The sequence below is a fragment of the Mesorhizobium sp. CA5 genome (genome assembly GCF_020165105.1).
Taxonomy (GTDB): domain Bacteria; phylum Pseudomonadota; class Alphaproteobacteria; order Rhizobiales; family Rhizobiaceae; genus Mesorhizobium.
This window is the reverse complement of the sequence record NZ_JAIUHJ010000028.1, coordinates 51153-70242: the sequence shown is the minus strand read 5'-3', so window position 1 is coordinate 70242 and position 19090 is coordinate 51153. Positions and strand designations below refer to the sequence as shown.

At 62.2% G+C, this 19090-nt stretch carries 19 protein-coding genes and 4 pseudogenes; 17 read left to right on the top strand and 6 right to left on the bottom strand.

All coding sequences use genetic code 11. The annotated features are described in order from the left end of the window. Window positions 1–371: 371 nt before the first annotated feature. Window positions 372–1466, bottom strand: a complete 1095-nt coding sequence (locus LB529_RS26720; RefSeq protein WP_224638681.1) for a glycosyltransferase family 4 protein — start codon at window positions 1464–1466, stop codon at window positions 372–374. A 193-nt stretch (window positions 1467–1659) separates the two neighbouring features. Between LB529_RS26720 and LB529_RS26715 the strand changes: the two are divergent. Both LB529_RS26715 and LB529_RS26710 read left to right on the top strand, forming a co-directional pair. Beyond that, window positions 1660–1791 (top strand): annotated as a pseudogene (locus tag LB529_RS26715) (polyamine ABC transporter ATP-binding protein); the annotation flags it as partial. A gap of 17 nt (window positions 1792–1808) precedes the next feature. Beyond that, window positions 1809–2231 (top strand): hypothetical protein, encoded by a 423-nt coding sequence (locus LB529_RS26710; RefSeq protein ID WP_224638847.1) that lies wholly within the window; start codon window positions 1809–1811, stop codon window positions 2229–2231. A 421-nt stretch (window positions 2232–2652) separates the two neighbouring features. On the opposite strand, the gene dgoD is transcribed toward LB529_RS26710, so the two are convergent. Further along, window positions 2653–3801 (bottom strand): galactonate dehydratase, encoded by a 1149-nt coding sequence (dgoD, locus tag LB529_RS26705; RefSeq protein ID WP_224638679.1) that lies wholly within the window; start codon window positions 3799–3801, stop codon window positions 2653–2655. A 14-nt stretch (window positions 3802–3815) separates the two neighbouring features. Then, complete coding sequence (locus LB529_RS26700) at window positions 3816–4505, bottom strand: FadR/GntR family transcriptional regulator (protein ID WP_224638837.1); 690 nt, start codon at window positions 4503–4505, stop codon at window positions 3816–3818. Window positions 4506–4776: 271 nt separating this feature from the next. Between LB529_RS26700 and LB529_RS26695 the strand changes: the two genes are divergently transcribed. The 9 genes from LB529_RS26695 (at window position 4777) to LB529_RS26655 (ending at window position 13961) form a co-directional block, all read left to right on the top strand. Next, window positions 4777–5769: an arabinose ABC transporter substrate-binding protein gene (locus LB529_RS26695; protein WP_224638678.1), complete on the top strand. Its 993-nt coding sequence runs from the start codon at window positions 4777–4779 to the stop codon at window positions 5767–5769. Between the two features lie 72 nt (window positions 5770–5841). Next, complete coding sequence (gene araG / locus LB529_RS26690) at window positions 5842–7353, top strand: L-arabinose ABC transporter ATP-binding protein AraG (RefSeq protein WP_224638671.1); 1512 nt, start codon at window positions 5842–5844, stop codon at window positions 7351–7353. A gap of 8 nt (window positions 7354–7361) precedes the next feature. Next, complete coding sequence (gene araH / locus LB529_RS26685; RefSeq protein WP_224532726.1) at window positions 7362–8312, top strand: L-arabinose ABC transporter permease AraH; 951 nt, start codon at window positions 7362–7364, stop codon at window positions 8310–8312. Next, window positions 8309–9073 (top strand): SDR family oxidoreductase, encoded by a 765-nt coding sequence (locus tag LB529_RS26680; protein WP_224638835.1) that lies wholly within the window; start codon window positions 8309–8311, stop codon window positions 9071–9073. The genes araH and LB529_RS26680 overlap by 4 nt, the downstream gene beginning before the upstream one ends. Window positions 9074–9099: 26 nt before the next feature. After that, on the top strand, window positions 9100–10407 hold the full coding sequence (locus tag LB529_RS26675) for an ABC transporter substrate-binding protein (protein ID WP_224532725.1): 1308 nt from the start codon (window positions 9100–9102) through the stop codon (window positions 10405–10407). Further along, window positions 10407–11336 (top strand): carbohydrate ABC transporter permease, encoded by a 930-nt coding sequence (locus tag LB529_RS26670; RefSeq protein WP_224638669.1) that lies wholly within the window; start codon window positions 10407–10409, stop codon window positions 11334–11336. Before LB529_RS26675 ends, LB529_RS26670 begins: the two co-directional genes overlap by 1 nt. Next, entirely contained in the window at window positions 11336–12190 is an 855-nt protein-coding gene (locus LB529_RS26665) for a carbohydrate ABC transporter permease (RefSeq protein ID WP_224634306.1), read from the top strand. Before LB529_RS26670 ends, LB529_RS26665 begins: the two co-directional genes overlap by 1 nt. A gap of 2 nt (window positions 12191–12192) precedes the next feature. After that, window positions 12193–13092 (top strand): aldose 1-epimerase, encoded by a 900-nt coding sequence (locus LB529_RS26660; RefSeq protein ID WP_224638666.1) that lies wholly within the window; start codon window positions 12193–12195, stop codon window positions 13090–13092. Further along, window positions 13089–13961 (top strand): SMP-30/gluconolactonase/LRE family protein, encoded by an 873-nt coding sequence (locus tag LB529_RS26655; RefSeq protein WP_224638663.1) that lies wholly within the window; start codon window positions 13089–13091, stop codon window positions 13959–13961. The genes LB529_RS26660 and LB529_RS26655 overlap by 4 nt, the downstream gene beginning before the upstream one ends. A gap of 209 nt (window positions 13962–14170) precedes the next feature. On the opposite strand, the pseudogene LB529_RS26650 reads toward LB529_RS26655, so the two are convergent. Then, window positions 14171–14311 (bottom strand): annotated as a pseudogene (locus tag LB529_RS26650) (IS110 family transposase); the annotation flags it as partial. Here LB529_RS26650 and LB529_RS26645 point away from each other — a divergent pair. The 3 genes and pseudogenes from LB529_RS26645 to LB529_RS26635 form a co-directional block, all read left to right on the top strand. Continuing rightward, complete coding sequence (locus tag LB529_RS26645; protein WP_224638653.1) at window positions 14306–14494, top strand: alcohol dehydrogenase catalytic domain-containing protein; 189 nt, start codon at window positions 14306–14308, stop codon at window positions 14492–14494. The pseudogene LB529_RS26650 and the gene LB529_RS26645 sit on opposite strands and share 6 nt — an antisense overlap. A gap of 35 nt (window positions 14495–14529) precedes the next feature. After that, window positions 14530–14865: a hypothetical protein gene (locus tag LB529_RS26640; protein ID WP_224638652.1), complete on the top strand. Its 336-nt coding sequence runs from the start codon at window positions 14530–14532 to the stop codon at window positions 14863–14865. Window positions 14866–14948: 83 nt separating this feature from the next. Continuing rightward, a pseudogene (locus LB529_RS26635) lies at window positions 14949–15220 on the top strand (aldehyde dehydrogenase family protein); the annotation flags it as partial. Between the two features lie 150 nt (window positions 15221–15370). Here the strand turns inward: LB529_RS26635 and LB529_RS26630 are convergent. After that, entirely contained in the window at window positions 15371–16039 is a 669-nt protein-coding gene (locus LB529_RS26630) for a DUF1236 domain-containing protein (protein ID WP_224638650.1), read from the bottom strand. 303 nt (window positions 16040–16342) lie between these two features. Between LB529_RS26630 and LB529_RS26625 the strand changes: the two genes are divergently transcribed. From LB529_RS26625 to LB529_RS26615, 3 genes and pseudogenes are all read left to right on the top strand, one after another. Further along, window positions 16343–16693 (top strand): antitoxin Xre/MbcA/ParS toxin-binding domain-containing protein, encoded by a 351-nt coding sequence (locus LB529_RS26625; RefSeq protein WP_140541390.1) that lies wholly within the window; start codon window positions 16343–16345, stop codon window positions 16691–16693. 11 nt (window positions 16694–16704) lie between these two features. Beyond that, a complete protein-coding gene (locus LB529_RS26620; protein ID WP_224638833.1) occupies window positions 16705–17199 on the top strand; it encodes an RES family NAD+ phosphorylase in 495 nt (164 codons plus the stop codon). 407 nt (window positions 17200–17606) lie between these two features. Continuing rightward, window positions 17607–17797 (top strand): annotated as a pseudogene (locus LB529_RS26615) (hypothetical protein); the annotation flags it as partial. Window positions 17798–17836: 39 nt separating this feature from the next. Here LB529_RS26615 and LB529_RS26610 read toward each other — a convergent pair. Then, window positions 17837–18712, bottom strand: coding sequence for an SDR family oxidoreductase (locus LB529_RS26610; RefSeq protein WP_224712766.1), 876 nt, complete (start codon window positions 18710–18712; stop codon window positions 17837–17839). Window positions 18713–19090: the final 378 nt, after the last annotated feature.

The window sequence follows — 19090 nt, the reverse complement described above, 5'->3', positions numbered from 1 at the left end:
CCCGTCGCCGCTGCCGCGTATGTCGCCATAGCTGTCCGCGACGACGAAGCAGTCCTCATGCTTCAGCGCAAATTGCCGATGCGGCTCCCGCGGTGCCGATTCATCGAGTGCTGGGAGAGCGACCGCTGGATTAAGCTTGCGTTCTTCGACTTCGATGCTCATCTCATCCCTCCTGTTCAGATGCCGATGTTTGGCGCTCATCCAATATGCCTGCGCCCGACCATCCCCTCTCAACAGTATTGCGCATCGATGCTGCGATGCCCGTGATCCCGAGAGCGTCATTGAAATTTTGGCGGATATTCGACGAAGCTTCCGCTGCTCGATCCCGATCGCATGCGGCGGAAGCCGGCGATTGTAACCGCCAACTCGTTTCAAGCCGTGCTGGCTATCTCAGCTGCGTTTTCGGCGAAACCGTTTCGCGGGCCGAGTGGAAATTGCTCGTCGCACGCCAGCAAGCTGTAGATCCCCAAATAGTCGCTGCACATGCGCCCGACCGTGAATCGCGTTTCAAAAGTTTTCCGCACTCGTGCGCGATCGAGACTGCCTATCCGCCGCACAGCTTCGACGGCTTCGTCAATGCTTTCCACTATCAGTCCGGACACGCCATGATCGATGACCTCCGGAACGGCTCCGCGGTTGAAGGCAACCACCGGGGTGCCGCAGGCCATCGCCTCGATGGTCACGAGGCCGAACGGCTCCGGCCAATCGATCGGGAACAGCAGCGCCGTCGCATTGCCCAAAAATTCCGCCTTCGCACGCTCATCAATCTCGCCAATGAACTCGACATTCGAATGTCGAAGCACCTGGGGTTCGACCTTACCGCTCCAGAATGATTGGTCCACTGCGTCGATTTTGGCCGCGATCTTGAGCGGCATCCCGACGCGCGCGGCGATTTCTATCGCGGCTTCCGGGCCTTTTTCGGGTGAGATGCGACCGAGGAACGCGAGGTATCCAGAGGCTTTCGGCCGGGATGGGAGGATGTCGTTCGGCAGGCCGTGATACACCGTTCCAAGCCAGTTGACCGGCGGCATGGGCCGGCGCTGGTCATCCGAGATCGAGACCAGTGGAATGTCGTTGAACATCGCGTAAAGCTGCGCCAGGTCCGGAAGGTCGAGCCGGCCATGAAGCGTGGTAACGGTTCGCTGCGCGAACTGTCTAATTATCGGAAAATGAAGAACATCGACGTGGAAATGCAGCACGTCGAATTGGTCCGCTCGCCTGCGGACCTCTTCAAGCATCATGACGTGGTAAGGAATCGGATTCTTTGCTTTCGAATTGAAGCGTAGCGCAACCTCGCAACATGGCACGAGTTCGGCCGATGTGCGTGAATCGCCGCTGGCGAACAGCGTCACGTCATGGCCCCTTCGAACCAGCTCTTCCGTTAAATATGAGACGATGCGCTCGGTCCCGCCATAGAGCTTCGGTGGCACGGACTCCATCAGGGGGGCGATCTGGGCAATCTTCATATGCGGGCATCCTGGAAAAGAAAGTCAGCCTTCAACGAACCGGCTCGGCAGCGGTTAGTTCTTCTCCCGATTCGCTGTTATCGCGAACTTTCGAACTGCTAATTTGTTCCCGGTATCAATCACTTCGCCGTGGTATTACACAAACTGGGAAAGGGCGCGCCACATGGCCATAAACTGCCGGATGGGCAAACCCGGCGCGCTGGCCTACGATCCGCCGATCCTTTTGATGGACGAACCGCTGTCGGCTCTGGACAAGAAGCTGCGCGAGGAGATCCAGACCGAGATCCGACGCATCCATCGCGAAACCGGCGTCACCATCCTTTACAATCGCTCTCTTCAAGGATGCCGTCGGCCTTTGTCTCGGACTGGACGCGAAACACGCTGGAGCAGGGGGCCATCCACCGCCGCCTGGCGGGATTGGGAGTGGGTATCGTCCTTAACAGGACCGTCACGAATATCGCTTCAGGCGGCGTCGTGACAGCCTGCGTCTATACCGGCGCGAAACAGGAGCTGGCCGCCGATGCCGTCGTCCTGGTCACGTCACGCAATCAGGACGATGCCGTTTGGCGCGCGCTGAAAGCCCGGGAAAACGAGTGGGCCGGCAACGGCATTCGTTCGATCAAGGTCATTGGCGATGCGGAAGCGCCGGGGCCGATCGCCTGGGCAACCTATGCCGGCCACCGCTTCGCCCGCGAGCTGGACGAACCCGATATCGGTGACGCGCTGCCATTTCGACGCGAAGTGACGGCGCTGGCGGTGCAATAGGATAGAAGAGGGGAGCCGCAACTTCCCTTCCACTCTATTCTGCCCGCAAGCGGAGCGCGTATTTCTAGCAGGTATCAGCCAACAGATGCTGCCGACCAACAGGCGGGGGAGCTTCGCCTTGAGGAGCTCGATTGCCTCTTCCGGTGGCGACTTCTTCCGCCGACGTTCGCTTCAGTTAGAACATCGCTTGTAGCGGTACGAAGCGTGACGTGCCTCCGCCGTTCTGTTGATCCCGACCCACACTTCCGCGGCGTTGCCCTCGTTCCTCGATCGGCCGATCGAAGGCGACTGGCCATACCTGTGGATCGATCCCACCTAACTGAAGGTGCTCCGGCGCCACGCGCGCGCCGCTCGGGATCCTACTTGCACTTTCCTGCCGCACCGGTCGTCTCGCAAAACAATCCGTCGGAATCTTGCCGGCTTACCACTCGGCGAACGAACCGTCCTTGTGGCGCCAGACCGGGTTGCGCCAGCGGTGTCCCTCCCGGGCGCGCTCCTTCACATACTCTTCGTCGATCTCGACGCCGAGGCCCGGGCCATCGGGAATGGCGACATAGCCATCCTGGTAGCGGAATACGTCCTTGTTGGCGGCGTAGTCGAGCAGGTCGTTGCCGGCATTGTAGTGGATGCCTAGGCTCTGCTCCTGGATGAAGCAATTGTAGCTCACGGCGTCGAGCTGCAGGCATGCGGCGAGCGCGATCGGCCCGAGCGGACAGTGCGGCGCCACAGCCACGTCATAGGCCTCAGCCATCGCCGCGATCTTGCGGCATTCGGTGATGCCGCCGGCGTGCGAGAGATCCGGCTGGATGATGTCGACGACCGCATCCTCGAACACCGATTTGAAATCCCAGCGGCTGTAGAGCCGTTCGCCAAGCGCGATCGGCGTCGAGCCGAGTGCGGCGATCTCCTTCAGCGCCTCGCGGTTTTCGCTGAGCACCGGCTCTTCGATGAACATCAGCCGGTAGGGCTCAAGCTCCTTGACCAGGATGCGCGCCATCGGGCGGTGCACGCGGCCGTGGAAATCGACGGCGATGCCGATATTCGGCCCGACCGCCTCGCGCACCATGGCGACGCGCTCTATAGCCGCGTCTATCTTGTCGTGGCTGTCGACGATCTGCAGTTCCTCGGTGCCGTTCATCTTGAGCGCTAGGAATCCGCGCGCCACCATATCCCTGGCGCCGGCCGCCACTTCCGCCGGCCGGTCGCCGCCGATCCAGGAATAGACCTTGATCGTTTCGCGCAGCCTGCCGCCGAGCAATTCATGGACCGGCACGCCGAGCGCCTTGCCCTTGATGTCCCACAGCGCCTGGTCGATGCCGGCGATAGCGCTCATCAGGATCGGCCCGCCGCGATAGAAGCCGCCGCGATGCATCACCGTCCAATGATCCTCTATCAAACGCGGATCCTTGCCGATCAGATAATCGGCCAGTTCCCTGACCGCCGCTTCGACCGTCAGCGCCTTGCCTTCGACCACCGGCTCGCCCCAGCCGCTGATGCCGGCATCGGTCTCGATCTTGAGGAAGAGCCAGCGCGGCGGAACGATATAGGTGGTCAGAGCGGTGATCTTCATGCGGTCGGCCGGTCTCAGTTGCTTTTCAGTTTCTTGGCGCTGACGAGATCGCGCGCGGCCAGGTCGAGTATCTTATTGGCTGCATTGCGCGCGGCGGCGGCGTCGCGCATGCGCAAGGCCTCGACCACCTCGCCATGCGCCGCCGCCGCTTCCCTGCGCCTGACCGGGGAGATCGTCGCGGTGGCCTCCAGCGAAAACAGCAGCGCCGTATCGATCAGCTTGCCGATCTGGCGGAAGATAGGGTTGTGGCTCGCGCCATAGACGATCTGATGGAAGACGATGTCGGAGCGCGAGAACTGCGTCAGGTCCTCGCCGGCACCCGCCATGCCTTGCCAGGCCGCTTCAAGATCGGCGATTTCCTGCAGCGTCGCGCGCGTTGCCGCAAGTTCGGCGACCAGCGGCTCGATGGCGCGGCGGGTTTCCAGGATCGCGTCGAACAGCTTGTCGTCCAGCGCATGCGGCGCATGCCAGGCCAGCACCTGCGGGTCGATGATGTTCCAGTTGTCCTGGTCGCACACCACCGTGCCGACGCGTGGCCGCGACAGCACCAGCCCCTTGGCTGCCAGCACTTTCAGCGCTTCGCGGATGACGGTGCGGCTGACGCCATATTCGATGCCGAGATCGTTCTCGGTGGGCAGCGACGACCCGGCCGGATAGCGTCCGGAGAATATGTCGGAGGCGATCGCCTTGGTCACGTCGGGCATGACGCGCGGCCGGCGCGCCGTCTCGCGCGTTTGCGTGTCTTCGTCAGCCTTCTTCGGTGTTTCGTTCACCTCAGCCCCTCCTCCAAGGCAGCGAACCGTTCGGTTTGCGCGCAATTGGTCCGGCCTTAGCGGATGCGAGTGATTTGCGCCAGCGACTACTTATCGGACTACCTATCTCATTTATCATACCAGATCAATTGACGGGTATGATAAAATTGATTACACACGACCAATCCGGGCTGAGCGCCCGGCTGTTTGCTGGGAGGTAATCATGCGACTTTTGAAAACCGCGCTCGTCGCGGGTGCTCTCGCCGTCTTGTCGGTCACCACGATCGCGTCGGCCTACGCTCAGGACACCAAGATCGGCTTCATCGTCAAACAGCCGGAGGAGCCCTGGTTCCAGGACGAATGGAAGTTCGCCGATCAGGCCGCCAAGGAAAAGGGTTTTACTCTTATCAAGATCGGCGCCGAGGACGGCGAGAAGCTGATGTCGGCGATCGACAATCTGGGCGCTCAAGGAGCGCAAGGCTTCGTCGTCTGCACGCCGGATGTGAAGCTCGGCCCCGGCATCGTCGCCAAGGCCGCCGCCAACAATCTCAAGCTGATGACGGTGGACGACCGCCTCGTCGGCGCCGACGGCAAGCCGCTGGAAGACGTGCCGCATATGGGCATTTCCGCCACCAAGATCGGCGAGGCCGTGGGTCAGGCCATCGTCGACGAGATGAAGGCGCGCGGCTGGAAGATGGACGAGGTCGGCGCGATCCGCGTTTCCTACGACCAGCTGCCGACCGCCGTCGATCGTGTCGAGGGCGCGATCTCGGTGCTGAAGGCCGCCGGCTTCAAAGCCGAAAACATCTTCGACGCGCCGCAGGCCAAGACCGACACGGAAGCCGCGCTCAATGCCGCGACCGTGGTGCTCAACGCCCATGCCGACATCAAGAAGTGGATTGCCTTCGGCCTCAATGACGAGGCGGTGCTGGGCGCAGTGCGCGCTTCTGAAAGCGTCGGCATTCCGGCGGACGGCATGATCGGCGTCGGCATCGGCGGCGCGGAATCGGCGATCAACGAGTTCAAGAAACCCGCCGCCACCGGCTTCGTCGGCACGGTGATCATCTCGCCCAAGCGCCACGGCTACGAGACGGCGCTCAACATGTATGACTGGATCGCCAACAACAAGGAGCCGGCGAAGCTGACGCTGACCGCCGGCGCGCTGGCCAAGCGCGACGATTACCAGAAGGTGCGCAAGGACCTCGGTATCGAATAGTCCTCCCTGTACAAACAGGCGGCGGCTTGATGCCGCCGCCTGTTTGGCATGCTCAAGAAGGATTGAAGCCCCGTGTCCTTTCTCGAATTCTCCAACATCACCAAGACCTATCCGGGCGTCAAAGCCTTGTCGGATGTGTCGTTCGGCGTCGAAAAGGGCGCCGTGCACGGATTGATGGGTGAGAACGGCGCCGGCAAATCGACGCTCATCAAGATCCTGTCCGGCGACCAGCATGCCGATGCCGGCGAGATAAGCATCGACGGCAAGGTCCAGGCCTATGCCTCGACCAGAAATGCCTTCGACAATGGCGTCATCGTCATCCACCAGGAATTGCAGCTGGTGCCCGAGTTGAGCGTCGCCGAGAATCTCAGCCTCGGACGCTTTCCGGCAAGCGCCGGCGTCATCGCCCGCCGCCGCATGCTCGACGACGTCGGCGCCAAGTTGAAATCGGCCGGCATCGATATCGACATGCGCCGCAAGGTCAAGACGCTCTCGATCGGCGAGCGCCAGATGGTCGAGATCGCCAAGGCCGTGATGCTCGACGCCCGGGTGATTGCGCTCGACGAGCCGACCTCGTCGCTGTCCTCGCGCGAAAGCGAGATCCTGTTTAAGCTGATCGGCCGGCTGCGCGGCGAGGGCAAGGTCATCATCTATGTCTCGCACCGCCTCGACGAGGTGTTCCGGCTCTGCGACAGCCTGACGGTGCTGCGCGACGGCAAGCTCGCCGCACATCATCAATCGCTGAAGGATGTCACCCGCGATCAGGTCGTGGCCGAAATGGTCGGCCGCGAGATTTCCGACATCTGGGGTTTTCGGTCGCGCAAGGCGGGAGAGGTTCGCCTCAAGGTCGACAATCTGAGCGGCACCAGGCTGCGCACGCCGGCAAGCTTCGAAGCCCGCGCCGGCGAGATCGTCGGCTTCTTCGGCCTCATCGGCGCCGGCCGATCCGAACTGATGCGGCTGGTCTTCGGCGCCGATCCGCGTTCGGGCGGCACGATCATGGTCGACGGCAAGACGGTTGCCGCCGCCAGCCCGCATGACGCAATCAGGGCCGGCATCGTGCTGTGCTCGGAGGACCGCAAGCATGACGGCATCATCCAAGGTCGCTCGATCGAGGAGAACATCAACATCTCGTCCAGGCGCCATCACACGCGCTTCGGCGTGCTTAGCCGGACTAGCGAGATCACGACCGCCGAAACCTTCATCAAGAAGCTCAAGGTGCGCACGCCGTCGCGCAAGCAGGACATCGTCAATCTCTCAGGCGGCAACCAGCAGAAAGTCATCCTCGGCCGCTGGCTGTCGGAGCAGGACATCCGCGTGCTGATCGTCGACGAGCCGACACGCGGCATCGATGTCGGCGCCAAATCGGAGATCTACGAGCTGCTCTATCAACTGGCCGAGGAGGGCATGGCGATCGTCGTCGTCTCCTCCGAGCTGCCGGAAGTGATGGGCATTTGCGACCGCATCCTGGTGATGTGCGGCGGGCGCATCAGCGCCGAGCTCGCGCGCGACCAATTCGCCGAAAAGGCGATCCTGGCCGCGGCGCTCCCCGACAAGAAAACCCCCGACGCGATCGCATCCTGAGGCTTCCAATGACCAGTCGGCTGAAGAAGATCCTGCTCGGCGAACAAGGCCTCGTCGTCATCTTCATCGTCGCCTTCGCGCTGGTGTCGCTGCTCGTGCCGAACTTCCTCACCGACCGCAACATGCTCGGCCTGCTTCAGTCCGTGGTCACCGTCGGCATCGTTGCCTGCACGATGATGTTCTGCCTCGCTGCGCGCGACTTCGACCTGTCGGTCGGCTCCATCGTCGCCTTTGCCGGCATGGTCGCGGTGATGGCCTCGAACACAACCGGCTCGATCCTGCTTGGCCTCGTCGCAGCCATCGCCTGCGGCGCGGTCGTCGGCTGGGTCAATGGCGTCGTCATCGCCAAATTCCGCATCAACGCCCTGATCACCACTCTCGCCACCATGCAGATCGTACGCGGTTTCGCGCTGATCTCGTCGGATGGCCGCGCCGTCGGCATCAACAGCCCTGACTTCTACCAGCTGGCCCTCTCGAAGCTGCTCGGCATACCGACGCCGATCTGGGTGCTGGCGGTGCTCTTCGCCATTTTCGGCTTTGTGCTCAACAGCACCGTCTTTGGCAAGAACACGCTCGCCATTGGCGGCAACCCGGAAGCTTCGCGACTTGCCGGCGTCAATGTCGACCGGACGCGCATCTGGATCTTCACGCTCCAGGGCGTGGTCTGCGGCATCGCCGGCATCCTGCTTGCCTCGCGCATCACCTCCGGCCAGCCCAACGCCGCGGTGGGCTTGGAACTGTCGGTGATCTCGGCCTGCGTGCTCGGCGGCGTCTCGCTTGCCGGCGGCAGGGCGACGATGTCGGGCGTCATCGTCGGCGTGCTGATCATGGGCATCGCCGAAAACGCCATGAACCTGCTCAACATCCCGGCCTTCTACCAATACATCGTCAGAGGCGTGATCCTGCTTCTGGCCGTGCTCCTCGACAATCTGCGTTCTTCGGCATTGGGGCGGCGCTGATGGGACGTCTTAAGGGAAAACGGATCTTCCTCACCGGCGCCGCGCAAGGCATCGGCTACGCCATCGCCGAGGCCTGTCTGCGGGAGCAGGCCGGGCTGTTCCTGGTCGATCGCGACGCGGACATTCTCGTCGAAAGCGCTGCACGCTTGGGCGACGTCGCGCATGCCGCAGCCGATATCGCTGATGCCAAGGCAATCGAGGCCGCCATGGCGGCGGCGACGAAGGCCATCGGCCCGATCAACACCGTCATCAACAATGCCGGCATGAACGTGTTCTCGACGCCGCTTGAAGCCACCGAGGACGACTGGACGCGCAATCTTGACGTCAATGTGAAAGGCGCCTGGCACTGCGCCAAGGCGGCGCTGCCGGGGATAATCGGGCAGGGCGGCGGCGTGATCCTCAACATCGCCTCGACGCACGCCTTCACCATCATCCCGCACACCTTTCCCTATCCCGTCGCCAAGCATGCTCTGCTTGGCCTGACCAAATCGCTGGCGATCGAATATGCCGGCGGCAATATCCGCGTGAACGCGCTGGCGCCCGGTTATGTCGCCACCCAGAAGGTCATCGACTACTGGAACAGCTTCGACGATCCGGGGGCCGCGCGCGCCAAGACGCTGGCGCTGCATCCGGGCGGGCGGATCGCCACGCCTGAGGAGATCGCCATGGCGGCGGTCTTTCTCGTCTCCGACGAATGCCCCTTCATCAACGCCGCCTGCCTTGTCGCGGATGGCGGCCTAAGCGTGCTTCACCACCCCTGACACACAAGCCATAATGGGAGGAAACCATGGCAAATGATGTCTTCGCGAAATCCCTGCTGACACGCCGGCAAGCGCTTGCGCTTGGTGCAAGTGCTGCGCTGGCGGGCGCGTTGCCGCGCGGCGCCTTCGCCGCGGACGAGAAGGTGACGCTCTGGCATGGCTGGACCGGCGCCGACAACACCACCGCGCTCAACGGCGTCATCGACACCTTCAACAAGGGCGGCAAGGGCGTCATCGTCGAGCCGACCGGCTATGACTGGGACACCTTATTTTCCAAATGGGTGGTCTCCTCGGCCGGCGGTCGTGCGCCGGACCTGGTGCTCTTCCACATCACCGAGCTGCCGGAATTCGCCACGCGCAAGGTCATCCGGCCGATCGACGACGTCGTCGCTTCGTCCGGTCTCGACCTGTCGCAGGTTCCGGATGCCGGCCGCACCGGCGTGACCTTCGACGGCAAGGTCTATGCCGCGCCGCTCGACGTGCATCCGCTCGGCTTCTATTACAATGTCGACATGGTGCAGGAGGCGGGCCTTGATCCGGCCAAGCCGCCGAAGACCGGCGAGGAATTCCTCGAATGGGCAAAGAAGCTGACGGTCAAGGACGGCAGCGGCAAGGTCACGCGTTACGGCTTCGAATTGCCGAACACCTGGGCGACAGCGCGCTGGATCTGGTTCAGCCTGATGTACCAGTTCGGCGGCACCTTCCTTGACGACAAGGGCCTGGCCGCGGTTGACAGCGAGGCCTCGCAGAAGGCGTTGCAATATCTCGTCGACCTGATCAACGTGCATGGCGTGACCAATCCCGAGGTCGGCGGCAACAAGGGCGAGGACGCCTTTGCTTCCAAGCAGGTCGCGATGAAGTTCATCGGCCCCTGGGAGGTCAATCTGCGCATGGCGCAGAAGATGAATTTCATGACCGCGCAATTGCCGGTGTTTGGCCGGAAGGCGGCCGTCTGGGCGAACTCGCATTGCATGGCGGTGTCGAAGCAGAAAAGCGACGACAAGCTCGCCGCCGATGGCACTTTCATGAAGTGGTTCTTCGACAACTTTGCCGCGCCCGCCACCACCGTCGGCATCATCCCGCAGAGCAAGGCGGTGCGTGAAAGCGCTGCCTTCACAGGCACCGAGCAGTACAAATATTTCAAGTCCTTCGTCGACGACCTGCCCAACATCGTCTACGAGCCGCTGATCCCGCAATATCTCTCGGTCTTCTCTTTCGACAAGCCGACGCCGCTGGTCACCAACCTGCAGGCCGCGCTCAGCGGCTCCAAGCCAGTTCCGGACGCCTTGAAGGCGATGAAGGAAGGTCTCGACGCGCAGCTGAAGAAGGGCTGATGACATCGCTGGCATCACACCCGGCGGGCCGCTCCAGGGCACGCCGCGCATCGGCGCAGGAGGGAGGGGCGGTGCGCAGCGGCATGACGCTTGCCGCCTATCTCTTCCTGTCGCCCTATCTGGCGCTGTTCATCGCCTTCATGCTTTTGCCGACGCTGGCCGCCATCGGCATCAGCTTCATGCGCTGGGATATCCTCGGCGCGCCGGAATTCATCGGGCTCGACAATTACCGGCAGATCTTCGCCGATCCGCTGTTCCTGACCGCGATCAGGAACACCTTCTACTTTGTCTTCCTGACGGCGATCCCGATGGTCGTGCTCGGCCTGGCTTTGGCTATGCTGCTCGACCAGAAGCTCAAGGGCACCGCTTTCGTGAGGACGGTGGTGTTCCTTCCCTATGTCGTCATGGTCTCGACCGTCGGCATCCTGTGGGGTTGGCTGTTCGACAAGGGCACCGGCCTCGTCAACTATTACATCACCACCATCGGCATCGAGCCGATCGCCTGGCTCAAGGACCCGCACTGGTCCATGCCGGCTTTGGCCATCACGACCATCTGGTGGACCGTCAACACCAACATGATCATTTTCCTGGCGGCGCTGCAGGATATTTCCGAGGAATTGCATGATGCCGCCACGCTCGACGGCGCCGGCCCCTGGCAGCGTTTCGTCTACATCACCTTGCCTTTGCTGCGGCCGGCCATGGCGCTGGTCACCGCGCTCACCATAATCAATGGCTGGCGCGTCTTCGGCCAGGCTTATGTGATGACGCAGGGCGGGCCGGAGGCGAGCACCTTCGTCATCGTGCAATATATCTATCTCACCGCGTTCCAGAATTTCGAGATGGGTCCGGCCGCCGCCGCGGGCGTGGTGCTGCTTTTAATCACGCTGCTCTTCTCGCTCGCCCAGATGAAGCTGATGAAGGCGATCTGATGCAGGACCAGCGCTCCAATCGTGCCGGAAAATCGCTTGGCGGGCGCTCGCTCGCCTATGTGCTGATGATCGTCGTGACGGCGCTCTGGGGCGCGCCGATCCTGTGGATGCTGGTCACTTCGGTCAAGCCGGAAAGCGAGATCTACGCTTATCCGCCCACCTGGATCCCGGATACGCCGACGCTGGAAGCTTATGGCGCGCTGTTTCAGCGCTTCCCCATGCTGACCTGGTTTCGCAACTCGGCCGTTGTCGGCATTCTCACCACCGCGCTGACCCTGGCCGTCGATGCCTTGGCGGCCTATCCGCTGGCGCGCATGCAGTTCCCTGGCCGCCGCGTCGTCATGGGCGTGATCTTCGCGACCTTCCTGCTGCCCTATGAACTCCTCTTCGTGCCGCTGTTCCTTGGCCTGAATAGCTACGGCCTGGTCGACAGCATCTTCAGCCTGACCGTGCCGGCATCGGCCAACGCCTTCGGTGTCTTCCTGCTGACCCAGTTCTTCCAGGCCGTGCCGCGCGAACTGGAGGATGCCGCCATCATGGATGGCTGCGGCCGCTTCGGCTTCTTCTGGCGCATCCTCTTGCCGCTTACCAAGCCCGGCCTTGCCACCGTCGCGATCTTCACCTTCGTCGCCAGCTGGAACAATTTCTTCTGGCCGCTGATCGCCACCAATTCCGACGAGACCCGCACGCTTCCGGTCGGGCTGGCGACATTGGTCGGCGGCGCCGGCATGTCGATGAAGCAGAGCGTGTTGATGGCCTCTGCCGTCGTGGCGACGCTGCCGACGGCACTCTTCTTTCTCGCCTTGCAGCGACACTTCGTGCGCGGCATCGCCGCGACCGGCATCAAGGGCTGACCATGACCGATATCGAGATCGCCAGCGACCGACTTCGCTGCGTGCTCTCGACGCAAGGCGGGAGTATCTGGCGGCTGGAGGTCGATCTTGGCGACGGCTGGCAAGCGCTGCTGCGCCCTCCACCAGAAGGTTCGGATCGCGATCCGCTGAACGCCGGTTGTTTTCCGCTCGTCCCGTTCGGCAACAGGGTCGAAGGCAATCGTTTTCTGTTCGATCGGACCGAATATCGTCTGAAGCCCAACACGCCTTGGGACAAGCACTACCTGCACGGCGATGGCTGGCTTGGCGACTGGACCGTCGAGGATCGCGGCGACGCCGAGGCATCGCTGTCGTTCGAATTTCAGGGAGAACCTTATCGCTATCGCGCCACGCAACGCTTCAAATGCGAAGGGGTGAGCTTCAGGGCGATTCTTGGCGTGACAAATCTCTGCCAGCGGCCGATGCCGTTCGGGCTCGGCTGGCATCCCTATTTTCCGCTGACGCCGGCAACCACGCTTGAAGCACCGGCGAAGGCTTATTGGACGGAAAAAGCGGGCTGGCTTCCGGACGCCCGCACCTCAGTGCCCGAGGCACTTGATTTCAACCACCCGAGAGCGCTGCCGCGCCATTGGGTCAACAACGGTTTTGAAGGCTGGGACGGCGCGGCCTCCATCGTCTGGCCCGAACGGCATATGCGGCTGTGCATCGAGACCGCTCCGATGCTGTCGCGCTATTTCCTTTTCATCTCCGACACGATGTTCGATCCGCACTACCGCGAGGACTTCTTCTGCTTCGAACCGATGAGCCACTCGGCTAACGGCCACAACCTGCCGGATTTGGGTGGCCTGACGGTGCTTGCGCCGGGGCAGGGGACCGAGACTTCCATGGCATTTTTGTGTGGCGCGGCAGAGGATGGGGGATGAGCAGCGTCACGGAAGTCTTCCGCTCGCGCGACAAGCTTGGCGAGGTTCCGGTCTGGGATGTGGCCGAGCAGGCGCTCTATTGGGTCGATATCGAGAGCAAGCGGCTGCGCCGCTTCGACCATGCCACCGGTCAGGTTCGCGAATGGCACTTCCCCGAGCGCATTGGCTCTTTCGCACTGCGCGAAAGAGGCGGGCTGGTCTGTGCCTTCGAAAGCGGGCTGGCCTTCTTCGATCCAGCTACCGAAAAGATCGACTGGATCGCCAGACCCGAAGCGCACATCCCCACCAACCGCTTCAACGACGGCAAATGCGACCGCAAGGGCCGATTCTGGGCCGGCACGATGGACGACAACCTCAAGGACCACAGCGCGTCGCTTTATCGGCTCGATCCCGACTTGCAGGTGACGCGCCTGGTGGGCGGAATCTGCATCTCCAATTCGTTGGTCTGGAGCCTCGACAACAGCATTTTCTATTTCGCCGATACTCCGGAGAACGCGATCTACGCTTACGATTACGATCACAACGCTGGGACCATCGCCAATCGCCGGCTCTTCGCCTCGACCGCCGAGCAGCCGGGAACGCCTGACGGTTCGACGATCGACGAGCATGGCTATCTGTGGAACGCGCAATGGGGCGGCTGGCGCCTGGTACGTTACGCGCCGGACGGCTCGATCGACCGGATCGTAGAACTGCCGGTGCAGCGTCCATCGAGCTGCATGTTCGGCGGCCCGGATCTTGCGACGCTCTATGTCACCACAGCCATCTGGGATTCCAACGAGGCCGATCTGCGGGCTCAGCCGCTGGCCGGCTCGCTGCTGGCGCTCGACGTCGGCGTGCGCGGCGTGCCGGAGCCGCGCTTCGCCGGCTGACAAGGAAACGGATATTCCTTCGCGGGGCACTCCGGTCAGCGGCAGCACGATGCCTTGACCACGGGAACACAAAATTGCCCGTCCAGCAACTGAGCCGCGCGGTCCTGAACTGGGTAGGTCGCAAGGTGCATTCGCTGGGCAGAAGGACGTGATTTGTTGGGCGAAAATGATTGAAGCGACCGGCTGCCGGTGGATCGACATAGCCTAGCGATTCGCAGTGTGTGCAGGATGAGATGCGCGTCCTTCGGAACGTTCTTGTCCCAGCCGTTGTGAAGAGCCTCTCGCGTTCGCATCAGGGCGCGCGACGAGATCAGGCGCAGCTCGAATCCGGCGGTCAGCAGCTGATGCGCGAAGGTGAGGACGTCGGCAGCCTCGCCGTCGGCGACTACGTGGTCGTCGATCCCGTCGTGTCCTGCGGCCATTGTTATGCCTGCCAGATCGGCCGCTCCAGCGTCTGCGCCAACTTGGGAGTGATGGGCGTCCATCGCGACGGCGGGTTTCGCGACTATGTCGCGGTGTTGACCTGTCGCTGATCGAAGCGGCTGTGGCCTCGAGTTGCAGCAAGATCTTGATCGAATCGGGATCGAAGCTGCGCAAGAAGGCGCTGTCGTTGACGACCAGATGCGACTTGGCCCTGATCTCCGATAGAAGGCAGGCTCCGAGATCGACCGACACCAGCTTCGGCGGCGCCAGCTCCTCGGCGCGCGAAAAGCGCTGGGTAATCGAACACTATCCGCCACGGGGACAGGAAGGCTTCGCCGTCGGCGACACTCGTGAAAAGGAAGACGCTGGTTTACGGGCTGGCGGTTATGAAGGCGTTGACGACCATGGCAACCCAATCACCGGATTAACTGCTGGTTTGCGCGTTTCGCATAGGCCAGCTGCACTCAAGCTGCGGATCTAACGGCGAAAAGCGATGCGTATGGCTCCTAAGGACCGAAGTCTGAGACAATGGTGTCGCCGCGCCGGCATTCAACCGGCCGGACACCACTGTTTCAGTTCAAGGATGGGGCAGATGTTATTGCTCAGGCCAATGATACCGAATTTGGCCTTGCCTCCTACGTCTATGCCAAGGACCTGTCGCACGTGTTTCGCGTCGCGGAGGCCCTGGAATACGGCATGGTCGGTCTCAACACCGGTCTCACCTCGAAGCTCCATTCGGCGGCGTCAAATCTTCGGGTTTGGGCCGGGAAGGGTCGCGCCATGGAATCGAGGAGTTTACCGAGATCAAACATGTCTGTCTCGGCGGCATTGCGTGAACGACGCAGGCCAGCCCACGCTAACGCCGGAGATGTTCACCATAAATCGACGGTGTCGTTGTTCGCAGTCGTGTGTTGCCGTCGAGCCCGCCTCGGCTTGACCGCCGTGCAACTCGCCCGGCGGTCGGTATTCACTGTCGAATGGCACGTTCAGCCTTCCACATAGACGATGCGGCGCGTCGACGGCTCAACCAGCACCGGTCGGTTGTTCACATAGACATACCGGTACCGGTAGTTCGGGATCTTCTGCAGGGCTACCGTCGCAGGCAGGGTCGCGCCTGTCACAACCTTGCCTTGAAGGTAAACAGGCTTGACCCGGTGCTCGGTGATGTAGGTGCGCACCTGTTCGGGGGGAGTGATCACGGTACCAGCCGCACCGCCGCCCACGATCCCCGCCGCGCCGCCCACGGCAGCGCCAACTGGACCACCGATGATAGCGCCGGCGATCGCTCCGGTAGCGCCGCCGGCGACGGCTCCGGCATTAGCCTGATCGCGAGGAGCTTTCACCACCGCGATGCCTGAATTGGCCGGCCGCTCGGTTAAGACGACCCGATTGCCGCCAAATTCTGCGGTGACGAAATCGGAATAGACCCAGCCTTGACCACCGGCCTCGGCGATGGTGCACCATTTCGAGTTTTGCAGACAGCCGTTCAGTGTGGCCGTCTGGCCCGCCCGCAGCACGCCGATGACCGGATATTGCGAGCCGGGACCGGCTCGAACGTTAAGGTTTGTAGCGGCGGATACGGGAGTGTCGGCGAAAGCTGCGCCAGACAAGGCGACAAGCGCGCCTGTCACAACAGGTAACAAAAGCCTTCTCATCGTTCTGTCTCCGTTTCATGGTTCCCTCAGAGCCAAAAACGAGGAAGAAGCGCGTGCGTTCCGCTGGCGGAATCGCTGAACGGAAAGATTCCAAATGTCATCATTGAGCTGTCTCTGTTGCTCCCGCTTGCGTCTAGATTTGGTCGATCTTGCCGAACACCCTGCGCAGTCCGCCGTGGGGTCGTGGAGGCCTGATCGCTGGAACGGCCATCGTTGCGGGGAGAAGCCGGGCAGATCTTGAAATGTCGACCTAACTGACGCTATATTGCGTCATAATTTTTGGCAGTGCACGGAGGTGCTGCAATGGGCTTGGCACGATATGCGGATAACGGTTTGTTCGCACCGAAGAAGATGGCGGACGCTTTCCGCACCACGAGCGAGGAGATCGCGCGTACGGCTGGTCTGGGGAAAGACGCGGTCCAGCGCCGGGAGCGGGTGCGCTCAGCCAAGACGCAGCGCCGCCTGCGCGAGATGGTGGAAATCGTGAACAAGGTCGAGCCGCGATTTGGCTCCGCGCTCATGGCCTATGCCTGGTATCGGTCCGAGCCGCTGCCGGGATTTTCGGGGCAGACGGCCATGCAGCTCGTGCGGGAGGGTCGAGCCGATGAGATCCTCGACTTCATCGACGCGGTCGATGCGGGGATCTACGCCTGACGATCGCCGCCATCACCTATTCAGGCCGGCTCTACCGCGCTCTCAATCCGGTGTATGCCCGCGAGCCTATGTCGGGACGCGGTGCCGAGCTTTATGGAGGACGTTTCAACCCCAAAGGCATGCCGGCGCTCTATGCGTCGACCTCGGTCCTGACGGCTTTGCACGAAGCCAACCAGGTAGGCGATCTGCAGCCGACGACGCTGGTCGCTTATCGTGCCGAGATCGAGGCCGTCTTCGACGCAGGTGACGGCACTGCTCTTGCAGCAATGGGTCTCGATGCGGCGGCCCTCGCCGACCCGACATGGCGCGATCAGATGAGAGGCCATGGCGAGGCGCATACGCAGCGATTTGCCCGCGAGCTGGTCGCGCAAGACTATAATGGCCTGCTCGTGCCGAGCTTTGCCAAGGGCGCCGCAATCGGCGACTTGAATCTCGTTCTGTGGCGATGGGGTGACGCTGCCCCATCCAGGCTCGAGCTGATCGACGACGAGCAACGGCTCGGTTGATCTCGCTGGCCGCTGCCCGCGTTGCCAACTATGCTGCCTTCGACAGGGAGCCGGGAACTCAAGTCTGACGGAAAGAGCGCGCACTTTCAGCTCAATAGGGTACCGCTGTGCTTAGCGATCGGGGGTCATTTCGTCGCCACCGCTCAGTTGCAACCATCCCTGGCAGCAACAACTCCGCGTTCGCGTCTCTATGGTCATTCTAACTGGAACTGAAATATCTCCTCCGCAGTTGAGTGCGCACCAATTTGGGATACTTCATGATCGACAGCGCGGTTCGCGTTGTTGAAGACGAAACTATAATACTGCTCGACATCAAGTCGGGTTTGAAGCTGGCTTCGAGGTAGTGGGTGTAGGCACTGCGGTCGCAATGCCCGCCCGCACGACCACAATCACTGGACGCCAGCTGCAACACCAAGAGCACGGTGATCGGCGCACTGGTCGGCGCCGTGGCCGGCTCAGCCATCACGCCGAGCGCCGCGGTGATCAGCCCTGCCGATATCAGGATCGCTACGGCCGCATCTACACTGCGCCTTGCGATGACCGATATGCAACGGCAATTGTTGAGAGCCTCTGGGTCGCTAAGAACGCTCAAGCGTGACAGGGCGGCGCCGAACTTGGCGCCGCCGCTATCTTTTTGTCACGGTTGTCCCTGTCCTCCGCCGGACCCGTAGATGTTTCCGGTTGTGAAGCTCGCGTCGTCGGCCGCCAACTGCACGTAGATGGAGGCCAGTTCGGCCGGCTGCCCCGGCCGTTCCAGCACGGTCGTGCTGCCGAATTTCTTGTACTTTTCCTCTGACGCGCCGCCGCTTATCTGCAGCGGGGTCCAGATCGGCCCGGGCGCCACGCCGTTGACGCGAATACCTTTGGGGCCGAGTTGCTTTGCCAAGGACTTCACGGAGTTCATCGTCGCGGCCTTGGTTTGGGCGTAGTCGTAGAGGTCGGGCGAAGGGTCGTAGGCCTGTTCCGACGTCGTGCCGATTAAGCAGGATCCTGGCTTCAGATGCGGCAGCGCAGCCTTGATGATCCAGAACGGTGCGTAGATGTTCGTCTTTATCGTGGCGTCAAAATCCTCGCTCGTGATGTCAAGGATCGTGGGCTTCGCCTGCTGCCTGGCGGCATTGCAAACGACAATGTCGAGACCCCCGAGCTGCTGCACGGCGTCGGCCACCAGTTTCTGACAAAACGCCTCCTCCCGCAAATCGCCGGGCAGAGCAACGCCGGTCCTGCCGGCATCGCGTATGAGCTGGATCACTTCGTTGGCGTCGGGTTCTTCGGTCGGATAGTAATTGATAGCGACATCCGCTCCTTCGCGTGCATAGGCAATTGCAGCGGCCCGGCCCATGCCGGAATCGCCGCCCGTGATCAAGGCTTTGCGGCCCGCAAGCCGGCCTGATCCCTTGTAGCTCGTCTCTCCATGGTCGGGTTTGGGTTTCATGTCGCGTGCCAGACCCGGCCAGGGCTGGTTCTGTGCTTCGAATGGCGGCTTCGGGTATTTGGAGCGGGGGTCTTGCATCGCGGTACCGTTCTCTAAAGGTTTGGTGCTTGTCTGCTGTGCACGGGCGTCCCCCGCCACGCCGGCGGCTATGCCCACCCCCGCCGCGGCCATAACTTCACGTCGGGACAATGATTGCGGGTGAATTTTCGTCATTCGGCTTCTCCGAGGCGCGTGAAGCGCCCGAACCGCGCCGAGTTGATTAGGTTCCTTGCTTCGATCCTGAGGCGTCGAAAAGAAGGCGGCGTGTCTTTTCTCCACCACGTTGGCATCGACGCTCGGCCAAAGATCGCCGGCCGTAGTCGCTTCGGCTATCGGCGCGAAGAAGTCATCGAACAGGTGGTCAATCTGTCGGTGGAACGACGTGAGCGGGTCTTGCGCGGAGACGCCACATGCGAA

Coding starts and splice junctions, on each gene's coding strand:
- dgoD (WP_224638679.1), bottom strand. CDS start 3,801: ATGAAGATCACCGCTCTGACCACCTATATCGTTCCGCCGCGCTGGCTC.
- LB529_RS26660 (WP_224638666.1), top strand. CDS start 12,193: ATGACCGATATCGAGATCGCCAGCGACCGACTTCGCTGCGTGCTCTCG.
- LB529_RS26720 (WP_224638681.1), bottom strand. CDS start 1,466: ATGAAGATTGCCCAGATCGCCCCCCTGATGGAGTCCGTGCCACCGAAG.
- LB529_RS26655 (WP_224638663.1), top strand. CDS start 13,089: ATGAGCAGCGTCACGGAAGTCTTCCGCTCGCGCGACAAGCTTGGCGAG.
- LB529_RS26625 (WP_140541390.1), top strand. CDS start 16,343: ATGGGCTTGGCACGATATGCGGATAACGGTTTGTTCGCACCGAAGAAG.
- LB529_RS26700 (WP_224638837.1), bottom strand. CDS start 4,505: ATGCCCGACGTGACCAAGGCGATCGCCTCCGACATATTCTCCGGACGC.
- LB529_RS26610 (WP_224712766.1), bottom strand. CDS start 18,712: ATGCAAGACCCCCGCTCCAAATACCCGAAGCCGCCATTCGAAGCACAG.
- LB529_RS26665 (WP_224634306.1), top strand. CDS start 11,336: ATGCAGGACCAGCGCTCCAATCGTGCCGGAAAATCGCTTGGCGGGCGC.
- araH (WP_224532726.1), top strand. CDS start 7,362: ATGACCAGTCGGCTGAAGAAGATCCTGCTCGGCGAACAAGGCCTCGTC.
- LB529_RS26645 (WP_224638653.1), top strand. CDS start 14,306: ATGCGCGAAGGTGAGGACGTCGGCAGCCTCGCCGTCGGCGACTACGTG.
- LB529_RS26630 (WP_224638650.1), bottom strand. CDS start 16,039: ATGAGAAGGCTTTTGTTACCTGTTGTGACAGGCGCGCTTGTCGCCTTG.
- LB529_RS26675 (WP_224532725.1), top strand. CDS start 9,100: ATGGCAAATGATGTCTTCGCGAAATCCCTGCTGACACGCCGGCAAGCG.
- LB529_RS26695 (WP_224638678.1), top strand. CDS start 4,777: ATGCGACTTTTGAAAACCGCGCTCGTCGCGGGTGCTCTCGCCGTCTTG.
- LB529_RS26710 (WP_224638847.1), top strand. CDS start 1,809: ATGCCGTCGGCCTTTGTCTCGGACTGGACGCGAAACACGCTGGAGCAG.
- LB529_RS26670 (WP_224638669.1), top strand. CDS start 10,407: ATGACATCGCTGGCATCACACCCGGCGGGCCGCTCCAGGGCACGCCGC.